Source organism: Roseomonas sp. OT10 (genome assembly GCF_020991085.1).
GTDB lineage: Bacteria > Pseudomonadota > Alphaproteobacteria > Acetobacterales > Acetobacteraceae > Roseomonas > Roseomonas cutis.
Genome location: NZ_CP087719.1, coordinates 2485564 through 2502077 on the forward strand (window position 1 = coordinate 2485564; position 16514 = coordinate 2502077).

A 16514-nucleotide genomic window follows, 5' to 3' on the forward strand; every position below is an offset into this window, starting at 1 on the left:
GCTGGGGCGCCATGGCGGCCGGGACCGCGGCGCCCCGGACGTCAGCGCCCGGCGACGCGGGTCCCGGTGCCGCGGCTGGTGGTGGTCGTGACCTGCCGGACCACCGGCTTGGCCTGGCGTGCGGCGGGCTGGCGGGCCGCCTGCCGGGCCGCACGGGCGGCGGGGCCGCCGTCCCCCTGCTCCACTATCCGTCCGCCACGACCGGCCGTGCGGACGGGTTGCGCCGCCCGGACGGGCGCGCCCGGGCGGACGGCCGTGGCGCGGACGGGCCCGGCCGAACCCGGCACCCGGCCGGAGGAGCGGGCAGCGTTCGCGGCCCGGGCCGCGCGACGGTTGACCGGGACGGGCGCCGGCAGCGTCGCCGCGGCGGCGCGCCCCGCCATCTGGGCACCGCGCGCCGCCACCAGCGTCGGCAGGGTGGGGGCGCTGGGGGCCACGCCAAGTCGGCTGAAGCCCTCGTCCAGCAGCATCGCCGCGTGGCGGTCGCGCTCGACCCAGGAGGAGCCGCCGAAGACCGCCGCCACGACCCGCTGTCCCTGGCGCTGGGCGGAGGTGACGATGTTGAAGCCGGAAGCGGTGATGTAGCCGGTCTTGATCCCGTCCACCCCGTCGTACTCGCCCAGCATGCGGTTGTGGTTGCGCAGCGCGATGCGGCCGATCCGGGCCGTGGTGGTGGCGAAGTAGTGGTAGCGGTCGGGGAAATCGAGGTAGAGGCGCCGGCCCAGCGTGGCCATGTCGCGCGCGGTGGTCATCTGCTCCAGGTCCGGCAGGCCGGAGGCGTTGCGGAAGGTGGTCCGCGACATGCCCAGCGCCCGGGCGCGGAGGGTCATCATCTGGCCGAAGCGCTCTTCCGTGCCGCCCAGGGTCTCGCCGAGCAGGGAGGCGATGTCGTTGGCCGACTTGGTGACCAGGGCCATGATCGCCTGCTCGACGGTGATCGAGACGCCCGGCGGGATGCCCAGCTTGGACGGCGGGCGCGACGCGGCCTCGGAGCTCATCACCAAGCGGCTGTCCAGCCCGATCCGGCCGTCCCGGATGGCCTCGAACAGCATGTAGAGGGTCATCATCTTGGTCAGCGAGGCGGGGTAGCGCGCCTCGTCGGGGCTGGCGGCGGACAGGATGTTGCCGCTGCGCGCGTCCAGCACGATCGACGCATAGCGGTCCGAGCCGATCTGCGCCGCTGCCGGCGTGGCCCCCCAGGCACAGGCCGCAGCGATGGCGGTGGCCGCGAAGCAGGCGCGGCGCAAGCCTCCCCAGAACTCTCGCATGTCGTCGGTCCCCCCTTCGGACACGGCAAGCAGGCTGCCGGCCCTACCCCCCAGCAGGGCCGAACAACCGACGATAGAAGCGGAAGCGGTCCGCTGTCCACGCGGGGGTGGTGCCAAGCGTCCAAATATTCCGCGGCTTGCCCCCGCAGAAATTTTGTGCAGTGCAAAAAAACTGCTTGGCATGTGGAACGGTTCTGTCGCATAAGACCCATGTTGCATCGCAGCAATCACGCAGATCGGCCGTTTCCCATGGCCGGCAACCACGAGGAGATACGGACATGGCGAACGAGAAGGTGGCCCGGCTGGCGAACGACGCGGTGGCTCAGGGCACGCAGGCGGCCGAGGCCGGCACCGCTCAGTTCAAGAAGATCGCCGACGAGGGCATGGCCCAGGCCAACAAGGCTGCCGAGAGCATGTACAAGGTGACCGAGGAGGCCATGGCCTTCGGCCGGGGCAATGTCGAGGCGCTGGCCAAGGCTGCCCAGACCTACCTGACGGGCTCGCAGGACCTCAGCAAGCAGGCCTTCGCGGTCATGCAGTCCCTGTCCGAGCAGGCGATCGAGAACGCCAAGGCCCTCGCCGCGGTGAAGAGCATCAAGGAGGCCGCTGACCTGCAGACCTCCTTCGCCCGCACGGCGATGGAGAAGCTGGTCTCCGAGACCGCCAAGCTGCAGGAGGCCGGCTTCCGCCTGGCCGAGCAGACCGCGGCCCCGATCGCCCAGCGCGTGACCCTGGCCGTCGAGCGCGCCAGCAAGCCGATCGCCGCCTGACACGGCATGGCACCGCGCGGCACCTCTCCCCTCCGGGGGCGGGTGCTGCGCCGGAGGCAGAAGCGCGGAAGCCCGGGGCAGACTGTCCCGGGCTTCTTGCATTCCGGGACTTTGCTCTCCACCTCAGGCGCCTGGGCGGGGATCTTTTCGGGTCCCGGACCGGAGGCGGCAGTATGGCGGGCTTCACCTTCCTGCCTCCCCTCCGATATCCTTGCTTTCCGAACTGGACGAGCCGCCATCCCGAGGGATGGGGCAGTGGGGCTGACGGCCGATGAGCGACAGGGACAAGCGGCCGGACGGGGGTAATCCCGGCGGCGGCCAAGGGGGAGGCGATCAGGGGCCGGCGAGCGGCGTCGTGGTCAAGGCGCGGCCGCGCACGCGCAAGCCCGCCATGTACAAGGTCCTGATGCTGAACGACGACTACACCCCGATGGAGTTCGTCGTTCACGTGCTGGAGCGCTTCTTCCAGAAGAGCCGGGAGGAGGCGACCCGGATCATGCTGCACGTCCACCGGCGTGGCGTCGGGGTCTGTGGCGTGTTCACCTATGAGGTGGCGGAGACCAAGGTCACCCAGGTGATGGACTTGGCGCGCCAGAACCAGCACCCTCTCCAGTGCACGATCGAGAAAGAATGACGGTCGTAACGGAGAGTGGCCGGCTCTCGCGGCCGCCGGGGAGAAACACCAGATAATCGGCAACCGTTATCCCGCCGGGCCCCAACCGGGGGCCGGGCCGGATCTACAGGGGAGCGTCGCGTAGCATGCTGTCCCGTAACCTCGAACAGACGCTCCACCGGGCGCTCGCGCTCGCCAACGACCGCCGGCACGAATATGCCACGCTGGAGCATCTCCTCCTCTCGCTCTGCGACGACCAGGACGCCACCACGGTGCTGCGCGCCTGCGGCGTCGAGATCGAGAAGCTCAAGCGCGACCTGGGCGAGTTCCTGGACAAGGACCTCGCCGGGCTGGTGAGCGACCGCGGCGGCGATCCCAAGCCGACCGCCGGCTTCCAGCGCGTCGTCCAGCGCGCGGCCATCCACGTCCAGTCCTCCGGCCGCGACGAGGTCACCGGGGCCAACGTCCTGGTCGCCCTGTTCAGCGAGCGGGAGAGCCACGCGGTCTACTTCCTGCAGTTGCAGGACATGACCCGGCTGGACGCGGTCAACTTCATCTCCCACGGCATCGCCAAGGCCCCCGGCCGCAGCCAGAGCCGCCCCGTCCAGGGGAATGCGGAGAACAACGAGGAAGGGTCGCGCGGCGAGGAGCGGCGGGGCGAGGGCAACAACGCCAAGCGCGGCCAGGACGCCCTGTCCAACTACTGCGTCAACCTCAACAAGAAGGCGCAGCAGGGCAAGATCGACCCGCTCATCGGCCGCGACAGCGAGATCGAGCGGACGATCCAGATCCTCTGCCGCCGGACCAAGAACAACCCGCTCTACGTGGGCGACCCGGGCGTGGGCAAGACGGCCATCGCCGAGGGCCTGGCCAAGCGGATCATCGAGGGCGACGTGCCCGAGGTGCTGCTGAAGTCCACCATCTACGCGCTTGACATGGGCGCGCTGCTGGCCGGCACCCGCTACCGCGGCGATTTCGAGGAGCGGCTGAAGGCCGTGGTCTCGGAGCTGGAGCAGCAGCCGGGTTCGATCCTGTTCATCGACGAGATCCACACGGTGATCGGCGCAGGCGCGACCTCGGGCGGCGCGATGGACGCCTCCAACCTGCTCAAGCCTGCCCTCGCCCAGGGGACGCTGCGCTGCGTCGGTTCCACCACCTACAAGGAATACCGGCAGCACTTCGAGAAGGACCGGGCGCTGGTCCGCCGCTTCCAGAAGATCGACGTGAACGAGCCGTCGATCGAGGATGCGGTGAAGATCCTCCAGGGGCTGAAGACCAACTACGAGAAGCACCACAAGGTGAAGTACACGCCCGAGGCCATCCGGGCGGCGGTGGAGCTGTCGGCCAAGTACATCAACGACCGCAAGCTGCCCGACAAGGCGATCGACGTGATCGACGAGGTCGGGGCCAGCCGGATGCTGCTGCCGGAGGGCAAGCGGCGGAAGACGGTGACGCTGAAGGACGTCGAGGACATCGTTGCCAAGATCGCGCGTATCCCGCCGAAGTCCGTCAGCACGGACGACAAGGAGACGCTGCGCAACCTGGAGCGCGACCTGAAGTCCATGGTCTTCGGCCAGGACAAGGCGATCGAGGCGCTGTCCGCCGCGATCAAGCTGTCCCGCGCCGGGCTGCGCGACCCGGAGAAGCCGATCGGCAACTACCTGTTCAGCGGCCCCACCGGCGTCGGCAAGACGGAGGTGGCCAAGCAGCTCGCCAAGACGCTGGGCATCGAGCTGACCCGCTTCGACATGTCCGAGTACATGGAGCGGCACTCCGTCTCCCGCCTGATCGGCGCGCCGCCGGGCTATGTCGGCTTCGACCAGGGCGGGCTGCTGACGGATGCCGTGGACCAGCACCCGCACTGCGTGCTCCTGCTCGACGAGATCGAGAAGGCGCACCAGGACCTGTACAACATCCTGCTGCAGGTGATGGACCACGGGAAGCTGACCGACCATAACGGCAAGACCGTCGACTTCCGCAACGTCATCCTCATCATGACGACGAATGCGGGAGCCTCCGACATGGCCAAGCCGGGCATCGGCTTCGGGCAGCAGGTCCGCAAGGGCGAGGACGAGGAGGCGATCAAGCGCCTCTTCACCCCGGAGTTCCGCAACCGCCTGGACGCGGTGGTGGGCTTCGCCGGCCTCACGCCCGAGATCGTGGGCCATGTGGTCGAGAAGTTCGTGATGCAGCTGGAAGCCCAGCTCGCCGACCGCAACGTCACGATCGAGCTGTCCTCCGCGGCGAAGGAGTGGCTGGCGGAGCGCGGCTACGACCCGCTCTACGGCGCGCGTCCGCTGGCCCGGGTGATCCAGGAATACGTCAAGAAGCCGCTGGCCGAGGAGTTGCTGTTCGGCAAGCTGGTGAAGGGCGGCGCGGTCAATGTCGGGCTGAAGGATGGCGAGCTGACCTTCGCTATCACCGAGGCGCCGGCCCCTGCCCTGCCGCCGCCTCCCGAGGACGGACCAGGCGACGGCGAGACGGAGAAGGAGCCCGAGACCGCCGACTGACCCAGCCGGCGACGGGATGAGCCGGAAAGGCGGCGCGGAATCCGTTCCGCGCCGCCTTTCCTTTTTTGCCTCGCCCGATGTCGCACGACGCTTGCGGTGGCCCTGGCAGGCTACGGCTCATACCGACGGCAGGATGACCTGACCCGTCGTGCTGCGGTGTTCGGGCGCGCGACCGGGAGGGGACGCCGTCCCCTCCCAGACCCTCCCCTGCCGGGGCCACAAGCGGGCCCCGGTCCCCGCTGGGAGTTGGTTCTGTGCGGTGGGCGTCAGCCTCCGGGCTGAACCCTGACGGAACGTGGAGAAGCGGGCCTCCGAAAAAGCTCAGAAGGCGTCAGAGAGTGCGGACACCGTACCTGCCGAGGAGCATGGCTCCTCGGCACATTGACCCCGTATCCGGCTGTCCCGCGGCAGCGCTGATCGGGTCCAGGGCCCGCAGGGTCCTGGCGGAGTGGGGGTACGGGGGCGAGGCAGCGCCTTGCCCCCGGGCCACGGGCGCAGCGCCGTACCGGCGCCGATCAAGACATGCACTATCCGTCATCAGGTCAGGTACTGCCGCGCCTCCTCGAGCGCGACGCGCTGGTCCTGGTCTACCGTCGGATATTTCAGGCCCAGGCCTTCCAGCGCCTCGACCACCACCTGGGCGACGATCAGGCGCGCCAGCCACTTCCGATCCGCTGGCACCACGAACCAGGGGGCGTGGGACGTGGCGGTGGCCCGGATGGCGGCCTCGTAGGCCTGCGCATACTGCTTCCACAGCGCCCGGTCCTTGAGGTCGTCCGTGTTCATCTTCCAGTTCTTGTCCGGCTGGTCGATGCGGGCCAGCAGGCGCGCGCGCTGTTCCTCCTCACCGACATGCAGGAAGAACTTCAGCACCACGATGCCCTGGCGCGTCAGGTAGCGCTCGAAGCCGGCGATGTCCTCCAGCCGCTCATCCCAGATCTGGTCGGTCACGACGCGGGCCGGCAGCTTCTGCCCCGCCAGGATGCGCTGGTGAACGCGCACCACCAGCACCTCCTCGTACCAGGAGCGGTTGTGGATGCCGATGCGCCCGCGCTGCGGCAGGTACATGACGTGACGCCAGAGGAAGTCGTGGTCGCGCTCCACCCCGCCCGGCGCGGAGAAGGCCTGCACCTGGCAGCCCTGCGGGTTCACGCCGCTGAACACGTGCTTGATGGTGCCGTCCTTGCCCGCTGCGTCCATCGCCTGGAACAGGCACAGCACCGCCCAGCGATCCTGCGCATGCAGCATGTCCTGCAACGCGGCGATGCGCCCGACGTGGTCGGACAGGACGGCGGCGCTGGCCTTCTTATCCAGGTCGACCCCGCCCTTCTCGTCCGTCGCCCGCGCGCCGAGGTCAAATCCCTTGCCACTGGTCACCCGGCACCGGGCCGTCAGGCGCTTCAGATCGTCGTGTGTCCCCATGCCGAGGTTGGCTCCCTTCCCCGCCTGTGCAGCCACCCAGCCCGGCCCGGGGCACAGCTGCCATCATGGCGCAGCATGTCGCGCCCAAGGCCCGGAACGCCAGAGCAGCGCCTCGGCTGCGGACCTTGACGAATCAGCCGGCCGCGCCGGCCCAGGCGGCAGGAGAGGCCACGAAGCCGGCCAGTTCCTCGCCCGCCGTCGTGCCGGGCAGCAGGCCCAGCATCCGCACCGGGAAGGCCAGCGAGGCCATCACGCCCAGATGCCCCCGCTCCGGCTCCACGACCACGCGCGCCGGCACACCGGCCGCGCGGAGCCGGGCGCCGAGGCGTCGTGCCTGATCCGGCGGCACCACGCGATCCGTCCCGCCATGCAGGAGCAGGGCGGGCGGCGCGCCGACGATCGCGGCGGGGTCGGCGGGCAGCACCGCCCCGCTGCCGCCGGCCGGGCCGGCGAAGGCGCTGCCGGGCGGGATCTCGTACAGGCCCGACAGCCCCACCCAGCCGGACAGCCGGGCGCGCTGGCCGCCCAGCCATCGCGGGTCGATGGCCAGGGCCGCGGCCAGGAAGGCGCCGGCGGAATAGCCCAGCAGCACCACCTGCCGCCCTGCCCCGGCTCCAGCCAGCAGCCAGGTGACGGCCGCGACCGCATCCTCGACGAAGTCGGGCCAGCGCACCTCCGGCACCAGCCGGTAGTTCGGCATGGCCACCGGCCCGCCCAGCCGGACCAGGGCCTCTGCCAGGAACAGCAGTTGACTCTTGTCGCCGCCGCCGAAGCCGCCGCCGTGGAACACGACCAGCAGCGGCGCCTCTGGACGCGGGACGGCGGGCCGGTGCAGGTCCAGCGTGCCGCGCGGGCCGGGCCGGTAGCGCAGGTCGCGCTGCGTCCGCAGCCCGCCGCGCGGGGCGACGAGGCTGAGCAGGTCCAGCTCCGAGCAGCCGGCGACGGCCAGCGCCGTCCCACCGGCCAGCAGCGACCGTCGCCCGACCCGCATCAGCCCGGCCCCGTCAGGCCATCCGCATCGGGCCGCACCCGTCAGGGCAGCCGCAGCCGGACGGAGACGGGGCAGTGGTCGGAGAGGCGGCGGCGCCATTCCGGCCCGCGCTCGGCATAGACCAGGACCCGCAGGCTGTCGGGGACCAGCCAGCCCCGCGCCGCCCCCCCCAGCAGGATATGGTCGATGAAGGAGCGCCCGCCCCAGCAGGGGTTCGATGCACCCGCCGTCGTGCGCAGCAGCGGCGCCTGTCGCTCCAGCAGCGGCAGGAACGGGTCATCGCGGCGGTCCATGCGGCGGTTGAAGTCCCCAAGGAGCGCGAAGGGCACCCCCTCCTCGCGCCGCTGGGCGATCCAGCCGGCCAGGACCGAGGCCTGCTCGCGCAGGTCTTCGCAGTCGCGCGATCCCGACAACGCCTCCTGCCGGCATCCACCGGACAGGTGAAGCGCCAGCAGCCGCAACCGGCTTCCGCCCGCCTCCAGCGTGACGTCCACGCCGCGCCGCAGGCTGAAGCGCGCCTGGCCGCGCAGGTCCAGACCGGCGAGGTCCGGGTTCTGCGTCGCACGCAGGCCGCGGCGCACGGCGATGGCGACGCGCTGCACGTCGCGCTCGCGTGGGAAGAACAGGGTCCACTCCGCCGGGTCAAGGATGAGGGCGGCGGCCTCCGGCCCATCCACCTCCTGCATGGCGAGGACATCCGCCCGCAGCCGCTCGGCATAGCCACGCAGGCGGCGGAGGTCCTCCTCGTCGCGCGTCCAGACGTCGCGCGGCAGGGCACGGTCGCTGGCCGGCCGCGTGGTCAGCCAGGAGAGGTTCCAGGTGGCGAGCTTGATCTCCTCGGCCCGCAATGGCGCGGCAGCGAGGAGGAAGAGGGCAAGCAGAAGACGCAGCATGCCCGGCTTCTAGAGCATTTCCGGTTCACAGGCTTTCCCCGAAAAATGCCCTAGGCGAAGGCGTAGTCCCCGGCCGTCAGCCGATCGCCCGGCACGCCGCCGGCACTGACCGCGAGCTGTCCCAGGGGCCGGCCGAACCCGTCCCGGACCTCGTAGAGATGCGCCTCGCCGATGGTGCCCACCCAGGCCAGCGCGGCGTTCTCGCCGAAGCCTTCGAACCGGATCATGTCCCCGCCCGCGACGCCGGCCCCCTCGAAGTCGAGAATCCGGTCCACCTCGCCGGACAGCGCCAGGTCGCTGGCGGCGAAGAGGAAAGTGTCCTGCCCCGCGCCCCCCGCGACGCGATCCACCCCGGCGCCGCCGGTGATGAGATCGCTGCCGTCGCCGCCGAGGATCACGTCGTCGCCCATGCCGCCGTTCAGCGCATCGTTGTCCCGGCCGCCGATGAGCGTGTCCGCCCCGTCCAGCCCGGCCAGCAGCACGCGCCCGGTGGCGGCGGAGTGGTCCATGGCATCCGCCCCTGCGCCGCCACGGAGGTAGAGGGGCGTGGCGGGGCCGGCGGTGGGCGTGACCGTCAGCCTGACCGCCTGCTGCGCCTGGGGACCGGCCGCGGTCAGGTAGACAAGGCTGAAGCTGTCGTCGCCGACATAGTCGGGATCGGGGGTATAGACGATCCGCTCCCCCGGCCCGCCCGGGACGGCTTCCAGCGTGACCGTGCCATGGGCGGGCTGGGTGAACACCGTCCGGCCGCCAGAAGCGGCGAGGTCGTTGGTGGCGACGACGATGGGGCTGTCCTCGGCGAGGGTCACGTCCAGCGTGGCCATGCGCCTCAGGTCGATGGTCACGGTCGCCGTGGCCGTCCCGCCGGCACCGTCCGAGACGGTGTAGTCGAAGCTGTCGTGGCCGAGGAAATCCAGGCCAGGGAAGTAGAGGATGGCCTGGTCCGGGATCAGCAGGACCGTCCCCTTGGCGGCGTCGCCCACGGCGACGATGGTCAGCGCGTCGCCATCGCCATCGCTGTCGTTGGCCAGGAGGTCATCGAAGGTGATGGCGAACACCCCACCATCCCCCGTGATGGTGTCGTCGCTGGCAAACGGGGCGATGTTGAGCGGGAGCTTGGTCGACGCATCCGGCATGGGGCACCTATCGACAGGAGCAGAGTCCCTAGCGTGCGCACCGGATTCAACACGTCAAGGTTGTGTTCATACAATTAATGCGCGAATCTCGCCACGGAGGGCGGTGGGGCCGGGCGCGGCGCCGCCCGTCAGGGGAACAGGGCGACGGGGTCCGCCGGCTCCGGCGCCATCCTGTCCAGGGCCATCGGCCGTACCCCGCAGGACAGCAGCCGGCCCGCCACCAGATCCATCTCGGCGGGCTGCCGCGTCCTGTCCCCGGCATCCCCGCGCGGCACCCAGACCACCGTTTCATAGCGCGCCCGCGTGAGCAGGACGCGGTAGGTGTTGCGGATGAAGTCGCGTTCCCGCGGCTGCCGCACCGCCTGCCACGCCGTGCCGACGAAGCGCCGGGCCGTCCAGCCGCCCGGTGCCGCCAGGAAGTCGCCGCCCCAGGCCAGGCCCGCCACGTCCAGCTCCAGCCCCTGGCAGGCGTATTCCGTCGCCCCGGTCTCCAAGGCATCCGAGGCCCGGACATCCGGCCAGCGGTTCAGGAACCAGTCGGGCACGGCATCGGCGGGCACCTCCTCGCCGAAGCCCTCGCCGCGCAGCCGTCGGGCGCCGGCGCTGCGCAGGATGCCGGCGCGGCGCTCGCCCCGGGCAAGACCGCGCAGCGCGGCCCGCAATTCGGACAGGTCGCGCGTCAGGAAGACGGGCAAGCCGCCCTCCGCCGTCGCGGCGATGCGCGCCGCCTCGGCGAAGCGGCCGTCGAGCAGCGCCTCCACCCAGGGCGCGACGGCGGCGCTGCGGATGCCGCGGATCGGCACCGTCAGGTCGAGATCGGGGTCGAGCGACAACCAGGGCGGCCGCTCCGCCGCCAGGCGCTGCGCCGGGTCGGCGCCCTCCAGCACGCGCGGGGCCGCGACCGCGCGCCACCCTCCGTCGGCCGCCAGGCAGCGGCCCCATTCCAGGAGGCCCGCCTCGCCCGTGTTGATCTCCTGCCCCTGGCCGATCAGCGCGACGACGGCGGACCAGCCCTCCGTCCGCGCCATGATCTCCAGCGTATGCGCCGGCTCGCTCGCCGTCAGCACGGCCTTGCGGCGCAGCGTGTCGCGGCCGGCCTGCGCCGCGTCCCAGGCGCGCTGCGCCTCGTCGAAGACGATCAGCCGCTCCGGCGGCGGGCGGCGCTGCGGGTCGGTGGCGTGCTCGGCCAGGAAGGCATGCACGTTCTGCAGCGCCATGCGCACGCGCCGCTCCGCCTCGCCGCGCCCGCATTCGCCGCGCGCCACCGCATCGCGCGCCAGGGCCGCGCGCAGCACCGCGACCAGCGGCGCGTTGCCGGTGAGGAAGGCGGCGCCGTCCTGGCGCGCCGCGCCGAAGACGGCGTTCAGCCCGCAAAGCGTCTTGCCGGCGCCAGGAATGCCGGTGACGAAGATCACCACCCTCGCGCCGTCGCGCCGGGCAGCCTCCAGCGCGCGGCCGATCGCTGCGGTGGTGCGCGTCAGGTTGGCGGCATCCGAGCGCGCCGCGGCGATCTCCGCCACGCCATGGCGGGCGTAGAGCATGGTCGCCGCCTCCACGATGGTCGGCACCGGCCGGTAGGCAGCCGCGAGCCAGGCGGCACCGTCGAGCGGCGCGGACGGCGGCGGGATGCTGGATTGCACCCAGCGCAGCAGGCCCGGCAGGCCGCTGGCGCCGGTGCGCAGCGCCGGCACCACGCCGTGCCAGAGCAGCACCGGCTGCACCGGCCGCGGATCGGGGCCAAGCTGCGGCACGAGGATCGGCACGATCGGATGCGCCCGGCTGCCGGCATGGAAGTCGCGCAGGTCCAGCGCATAATCCTCGACCTGCCGCAGGTCGGCGGCGGAGAAGCCCTCCCCCTTGAACTCCAGCACGAGGATGGCGCGGTCGGTCAGGACCACGGCATCGATGCGCTTCTCCAGCCGCAGCAGCTCGTACTCGAAGGCCACCGTCCAGCCTTCGCCGCCACAGGCCGCGACGGCATCGCGCAGCACCGCCGCCGCGGCTTCCCAGGCGGCAAGCTGGGCATAGGTGGCATCGAGGCCGCGCCGCGCCTGGGCGGCGGAGAGGCGGGCGGAGATGTCGGCCGGATCGGCCGCCCGCAGCGCCGCGCCCGTGCAGGAGAGCCACGCCCTCATGTGCGCGACCGGGCCGGCCAGGTCGCGAGCAGCACGCTCGCCAGCATCAGCGCGAAGCCCAGCCCATGCGTGGCCGTCGCCGTCTCCCCCAGGAACAGCAGGGCCGACACCGCCGCCGCGGCCGGCAGGAAGGCCATGAACACCCCCGCCGTTCCCGCCGGCACCCGCACCAGCCCGGCGTACCAGAGCAGCAGGCTCAGCAGGCTCGCCGTCAGCGCGTGGAAGAGCAGCAGCCCGGCCAGGATGGGATCGGCCAGCACCGCCGCCTCGCCGGCCCAGGGCAGCCAGGCCGGCAGCAGCAGCAGCGCGGAGAAGAGCTGCATCCACAGGCTGGCGGTCACCACCGGCAGGCGCCCGACGCTGCGCTTGGCCAGCAGCGCATAGGCCGCCTCGCCGCAGACCCCGACGAAGACCAGGGCGTTGCCCGCCAGACTGCCGCCCGCGCCGGGGGCGAGCCGCGCCAGCGTCACCGCCGCGATCCCGCCCGCCGCCAGCAGCGCCGCCAGCCAGACGCGCACCGGCAGATGCTCGCCGAGGAACAGCGCCGAGCCCAGCGCCACCACGGCCGGCAAGGTGGCGAGCACCAGCCCGCCCTCCAGCGCCGTGGTCAGGCGCAGGCCCAGCAGCAGCGCGGCATTGTAGAGCACGGTGCCGAACAGCGCCTGCCAGAACAGGTTCCCCAGGACGCCCGGGGGCGGCAGGCGGGCGCCGTCGCGCCGCAGCGCCAGCGGCAACAACACGGCGGAGGAGATGAGGCAACGCAGGCCGAGGATCATCGCGATCGGCAGCGCCCCGGCAAGCAGCTTGGCCACCGCCACATTCGCCCCGGACAGCGCCATGGCGGCGGCGAGCTGGGCGTAGGCGGTCAGCACGATCGCGGCGACACGGCCGCCGGCGGCTGCCGCGGCAGGAGGCGGGCCTGGAGCATGCCCGGTTCACAGTCGTTCACCACGGATGCTCCGGCCTGTCGATGGATGAAGGGACGCACGCCGCCGGACGATGCCGCCGTTCGGTGATCCGACCTAGCCCTCCCCCTCCCGCCGGAACGGCGACGCCTCGGCCAGCGCCGCCATCTCCGCCCGCATCGCCGGCCGCTCGCGCTCCAGGAAGTCCGACACGGCGCGGCGCAGCCCCGCATGCCCGATCCAGTGCGCCGAGTAGGTCGGCTGCGGCAGGTAGCCGCGCTGGATCTTGTGCTCGCCCTGCGCCCCCGCCTCGACCCGCGCCAGGCCCTGCGCGATCGCGAAGTCCATCGCCTGGTAGTAGCAGAGCTCGAAGTGCAGGAACGGCGCCTCCACCAGGCTGCCCCAGTTGCGGCCGAACAGCGTGTCCGTTCCCATCAGGTTCAGCGCGCCCGCGACCATCTCGCCATCCCGTTCGGCGATCATCAGCACCACGCGGTCGCCCAGGCGTTCGCCCAGCAGCGGCCAGAAGCGCCCGGTGATGTAGGGGCTGCCCCATTTCCGGTCGGCGGTGTGCAGGTAGCAGCGGTGAAAGGTCTTCCACTGCGCCGCCGTGACCTCGCTGCCGCGCAGCGCGCGGAAGGCCAGGCCGGCCGACTGCGCGTCGCGCCGCTCGCGCCGGAGCACCTTGCGCTTGCGGCTGGAGAGCGCACCGAGGAAGTCGTCGAAGCCGGCGTAGCCCGGATTCTCCCAGTGGAACTGGGTGCCGAGTCGCCGCAGCCAGCCGGCCTCGCCCAGCGCCTCCCACTCGGCGCCGGTGCAGAAGGTGACGTGGCAGGAGGACAGGTCCAGCTCGCCCGTCACCTGCCGCAACGCCTGCGCCAGGGCGGCGGGCGGCAGGCCGGAGCCGGGGCGCGTCAGCAGGCGCGGCCCGGGCACCGGGCTGAACGGCACCGCCACCAGCAGCTTGGGGTAATACCGCCCGCCCGCCTGCTCGAAGGCATGGGCCCAGGCGTGGTCGAAGACGTACTCGCCATAGGAATGCGCCTTGGCATAGGCCGGCGCCACGGCCAGCAGCCGCCCGTCCGGCCCGCGCAGCGCGGCGTGCTGCGGCAGCCAGCCGCTGCGCCCGCCGACCGAGCCGCTTTCCTCCAGGGCGAGGAGAAAGGCATGGGAGACGAAGGGGTTGTCCGGCCCGGCGCAGGCATCCCAGTCGGCCGGCGGAATCGCGGCGATCTTCGGATGCAGGGAGAGGGTCAGCTCAGGCGTGCCGTCGGGCATTCGGGAAATGTGCGCCGCAGCATGGCCAGCGCAAGCCACTCCTGCGCGACGGGCCGGCGGCCGCCCGCCCACGGGAGGTCACCCGGCGAAGGCCGCGAAATCCGCCACCGCTTCCACCGCCGCGATCCGGTCGCCCGCGATGGTCCAGAGGTGCTGGAAGGGAACCTGCCCCTCCCGCCCATCGGCATGCCCGGCCTCGTAATGCCCGGTCACCACCAGCCGTCCATCCGCCAGCGGGGCGAAGGCGGAGGGCCGGATCCTCCAGACCGGGAAGGTCCGGCGGAGGGTGGGGAAGAACACCCCCTCGACCTCCGCCCGCCCGCGCCAGGAGGTGCGCGGGACGGGATAGCCCGGGGATACCTCCCAGACGACATCCCCGGCCAGCAGGCCGTGGTCGCCGCTGTCCATCCAGCGGCGGAGCAGCGCCTCGGCCGGGGACATCGCGGCCGGCGTCACTGGACCTCGAACATCGCCTCGACCTCGACGGCCGCGTCCATGGGCAGGGAGGCGACGCCGATCGTCGAGCGGGTGTGGCGCCCGGCATCGCCGAACACCGCCACGGCGAGGTCGGAGGCGCCGTTCATCACGGTCGCATGCTGGGTATAGGCGGGATCGCAGGCGATGAAGCCGCCGAGGCGGACGACCCGGACGATCCGGTCCAGATCCCCCTCCAGCGCCAGCTTCGCCTGCGCCAGCACGTTGATGAGGCAGAGCTGCGCGGCGACCTGGCCATCCTCCAGCGTCACCGTCTGCCCGAGCTTGCCGGTATAGGCGATCTTGCCGTCCCGGAACGGGATCTGGCCGGAGACGACCAGCAGGTCCCCGCTGCGGACGGTGGGCACATAGTTCGCCACGGGCTTGGCCGCCTCGGGCAGGGCGATCCCCAACTCCTTCAGGCGGGCGTCGATGGTTCCGGCCATGGAGGTCCTTTCATCTGTGGCGGCGGGGCGCATCCTGGCACGCCGCCGCCGGCCCGGTCAGGCCCGGCCCCTTGCCGACCCCGCTACCCCTGATCTCCACCGGCGCGGCGCCTGACCGCACGGGCCACGCCCCGGGCGATCCCGCCGGACATGCGACAGCCTACCCCACCAGCCGCAGGGCGCGGCGGCGCGGCCGCGGGCCCGGCCCCGCCGCGCCGGGGCCGCCCAGCGGGAGGAGCGGCTGCTGCTGCCCCGGCGAGCCGGCCGATTCGGCGGCGCACTCCTCCTCGGCCGGATCGGCCAGGGGCGGAAGGTCGAGGTACTCGAGCGCCAGCCGGCGGAACGCCCAGTCCAGGATGGAGCTGGCCCGCAGGATGGACGGGTCGCCCTCCACCGCGCCGGCCGGGCCGAAGCGCGTATAGGCATGCGCCTGCACCAGCTCCGCCAGCGGCACGCCGCGCGCGAGGGCGAGGGACACCGTCTGGCACAGCGCGTCGAGCAGGCCACGGAACGCCGCCCCATCCTTGGCGAGGTTCAGCGAGATCTCGGCCAGCGTCCCGTCCGGATGGTCGGTCGCGTGCAGGGTCACGCGGTGGCCGCCCACTGCCACCTTCCAGGCACGCCCGCGCAGGGCGCGGTGGGCGTCGACCGGGCTGGGCGCCGGCCGCGGCGCGGCGGCCGGAACGGGTGGAGCGGGGATTTCGCGCAGCCAGGGGGCCAGCACCGCGGCCATGGCGGCGCGCGCGGCCGGGCGACGCGGCGCCAGCAGCGATGCCGCCCGCGCACCGGCACGGCGCGCGGCAGCCGTCGGCACCTCGCCCAGGACCGGGTCCCGGCGGCCGGGGCCGGCGGCCGGGGCGAAGCCCGCGGATTCGGCGCCCAGCAACGCCTCCACCGCATCGGCGGGGGACAGGGCGAAGACGGATTCGTGGCGCAGCCCCGGTGCGCCGGCCGCGGCGTCCAGTGCCGCGCGGGCGGCGGCGGCGAGGCCCGGAACGGCGGTGGCCTCCGGCGGGGCCGGCCAGTCCAGGGCCAGCGGGACACGCTCGCCCAGCGCCTCGGCGCATTCGCCGCTGGCGGCCTCGGCGGCACCCCGGGTCAGGGCCGCCACGGCGGCGGCCACGTTCCTTGCCTCCGCGCCCTCATAGTCGAGGCCGAGCCCGGCGAGCAGGCCGGCGAGATCGGCGAACCCCACCCGCAGGCGGCGCGCCTTGCCGGCGGAAAGCGCCTCCAGCCCCAGCACGGCGAGCCGCGCCGCCGCGGCATAGGCCGCCGCGTCGAAGCCGCCTTCCTCGTCCAGGAAGGCCGGCAGGTTCAGCACGAATCGGGGCGCGTCCTCGGCCTCGCCGGTCCAGACCGATTCCCCCGGGGCACCCCGCCGCAGGAGGAGCAGGGCGCGCAGGTCCGCGACCAGCGCCGCAGCGGCCTCAGGGGGCAGCAGGCCCGTCCTTGCCGCGCCCTCGGCCACGCGCTTCAGCCAGGCCTCGGCCAGCTTCGGCAGCGAGGCGGGCCGGCCGGCCGGCGCCAGGGCCGCCAGCGCATCCGCCGCCGCCTCCGCCGCGTCCCAGGCGGCGGGGATGGCCACGGGGCGGGAGGCGGAGTCGGGATCGGCCCGGCCGGGAAGGCGGCGGAGCGTCACGTCGGACCAGGGGGTGCCGTCGGTCTGGGGCATG

The 16514-nt window shown here is 72.7% G+C and carries 14 protein-coding genes; 3 read left to right on the top strand and 11 right to left on the bottom strand.

Annotated elements, in window-relative coordinates:
• Positions 1–41 precede the first annotated feature (41 nt).
• Positions 42–1268, bottom strand: coding sequence for a D-alanyl-D-alanine carboxypeptidase family protein (locus LPC08_RS11420; protein ID WP_230452790.1), 1227 nt, complete (start codon positions 1266–1268; stop codon positions 42–44).
• Positions 1269–1546: 278 nt separating this feature from the next.
• Here LPC08_RS11420 and LPC08_RS11425 point away from each other — a divergent pair, with 278 nt between their 5' ends.
• The 3 genes from LPC08_RS11425 to clpA all read left to right on the top strand — a co-directional run bounded on the left by LPC08_RS11425 (position 1547) and on the right by clpA (position 5161).
• Complete coding sequence (locus LPC08_RS11425; RefSeq protein WP_230452791.1) at positions 1547–2038, top strand: phasin family protein; 492 nt, start codon at positions 1547–1549, stop codon at positions 2036–2038.
• Between the two features lie 271 nt (positions 2039–2309).
• Positions 2310–2672: an ATP-dependent Clp protease adapter ClpS gene (gene clpS, locus LPC08_RS11430; protein ID WP_230452792.1), complete on the top strand. Its 363-nt coding sequence runs from the start codon at positions 2310–2312 to the stop codon at positions 2670–2672.
• A gap of 125 nt (positions 2673–2797) precedes the next feature.
• A complete protein-coding gene (gene clpA / locus LPC08_RS11435; RefSeq protein ID WP_230452793.1) occupies positions 2798–5161 on the top strand; it encodes an ATP-dependent Clp protease ATP-binding subunit ClpA in 2364 nt (787 codons plus the stop codon).
• Positions 5162–5698: 537 nt separating this feature from the next.
• On the opposite strand, the gene LPC08_RS11440 is transcribed toward clpA, so the two are convergent.
• From LPC08_RS11440 to LPC08_RS11485, 10 genes are all read right to left on the bottom strand, one after another.
• The gene (locus tag LPC08_RS11440; RefSeq protein ID WP_230452794.1) at positions 5699–6583 is read right to left on the bottom strand and encodes a polyphosphate kinase 2 family protein; all 885 of its coding nucleotides are present in this window, start codon (positions 6581–6583) and stop codon (positions 5699–5701) included.
• Between the two features lie 133 nt (positions 6584–6716).
• Complete coding sequence (locus LPC08_RS11445) at positions 6717–7574, bottom strand: alpha/beta hydrolase (RefSeq protein WP_230452795.1); 858 nt, start codon at positions 7572–7574, stop codon at positions 6717–6719.
• Between the two features lie 41 nt (positions 7575–7615).
• Positions 7616–8467 (bottom strand): endonuclease/exonuclease/phosphatase family protein, encoded by an 852-nt coding sequence (locus LPC08_RS11450; RefSeq protein WP_230452796.1) that lies wholly within the window; start codon positions 8465–8467, stop codon positions 7616–7618.
• Between the two features lie 50 nt (positions 8468–8517).
• Complete coding sequence (locus LPC08_RS11455) at positions 8518–9603, bottom strand: Ig-like domain-containing protein (protein ID WP_230452797.1); 1086 nt, start codon at positions 9601–9603, stop codon at positions 8518–8520.
• A 128-nt stretch (positions 9604–9731) separates the two neighbouring features.
• Positions 9732–11738, bottom strand: a complete 2007-nt coding sequence (locus tag LPC08_RS11460; protein WP_230452798.1) for a DNA/RNA helicase domain-containing protein — start codon at positions 11736–11738, stop codon at positions 9732–9734.
• Entirely contained in the window at positions 11735–12610 is an 876-nt protein-coding gene (locus tag LPC08_RS11465; protein ID WP_230452799.1) for a DMT family transporter, read from the bottom strand. Before LPC08_RS11465 ends, LPC08_RS11460 begins: the two co-directional genes overlap by 4 nt.
• A 150-nt stretch (positions 12611–12760) precedes the next feature.
• Positions 12761–13921 carry a GNAT family N-acetyltransferase gene (locus LPC08_RS11470; RefSeq protein WP_230452800.1) on the bottom strand — a complete coding sequence of 387 codons (1161 nt, stop codon included), beginning with the start codon at positions 13919–13921 and terminating at the stop codon, positions 12761–12763.
• Between the two features lie 78 nt (positions 13922–13999).
• Complete coding sequence (locus tag LPC08_RS11475) at positions 14000–14362, bottom strand: nuclear transport factor 2 family protein (protein ID WP_230452801.1); 363 nt, start codon at positions 14360–14362, stop codon at positions 14000–14002.
• Positions 14363–14373: 11 nt separating this feature from the next.
• Positions 14374–14841: a RidA family protein gene (locus LPC08_RS11480; protein ID WP_230452802.1), complete on the bottom strand. Its 468-nt coding sequence runs from the start codon at positions 14839–14841 to the stop codon at positions 14374–14376.
• A 160-nt stretch (positions 14842–15001) separates the two neighbouring features.
• Complete coding sequence (locus LPC08_RS11485) at positions 15002–16513, bottom strand: TSCPD domain-containing protein (RefSeq protein ID WP_230452803.1); 1512 nt, start codon at positions 16511–16513, stop codon at positions 15002–15004.
• Between the last annotated feature and the right edge of the window lies 1 nt (position 16514).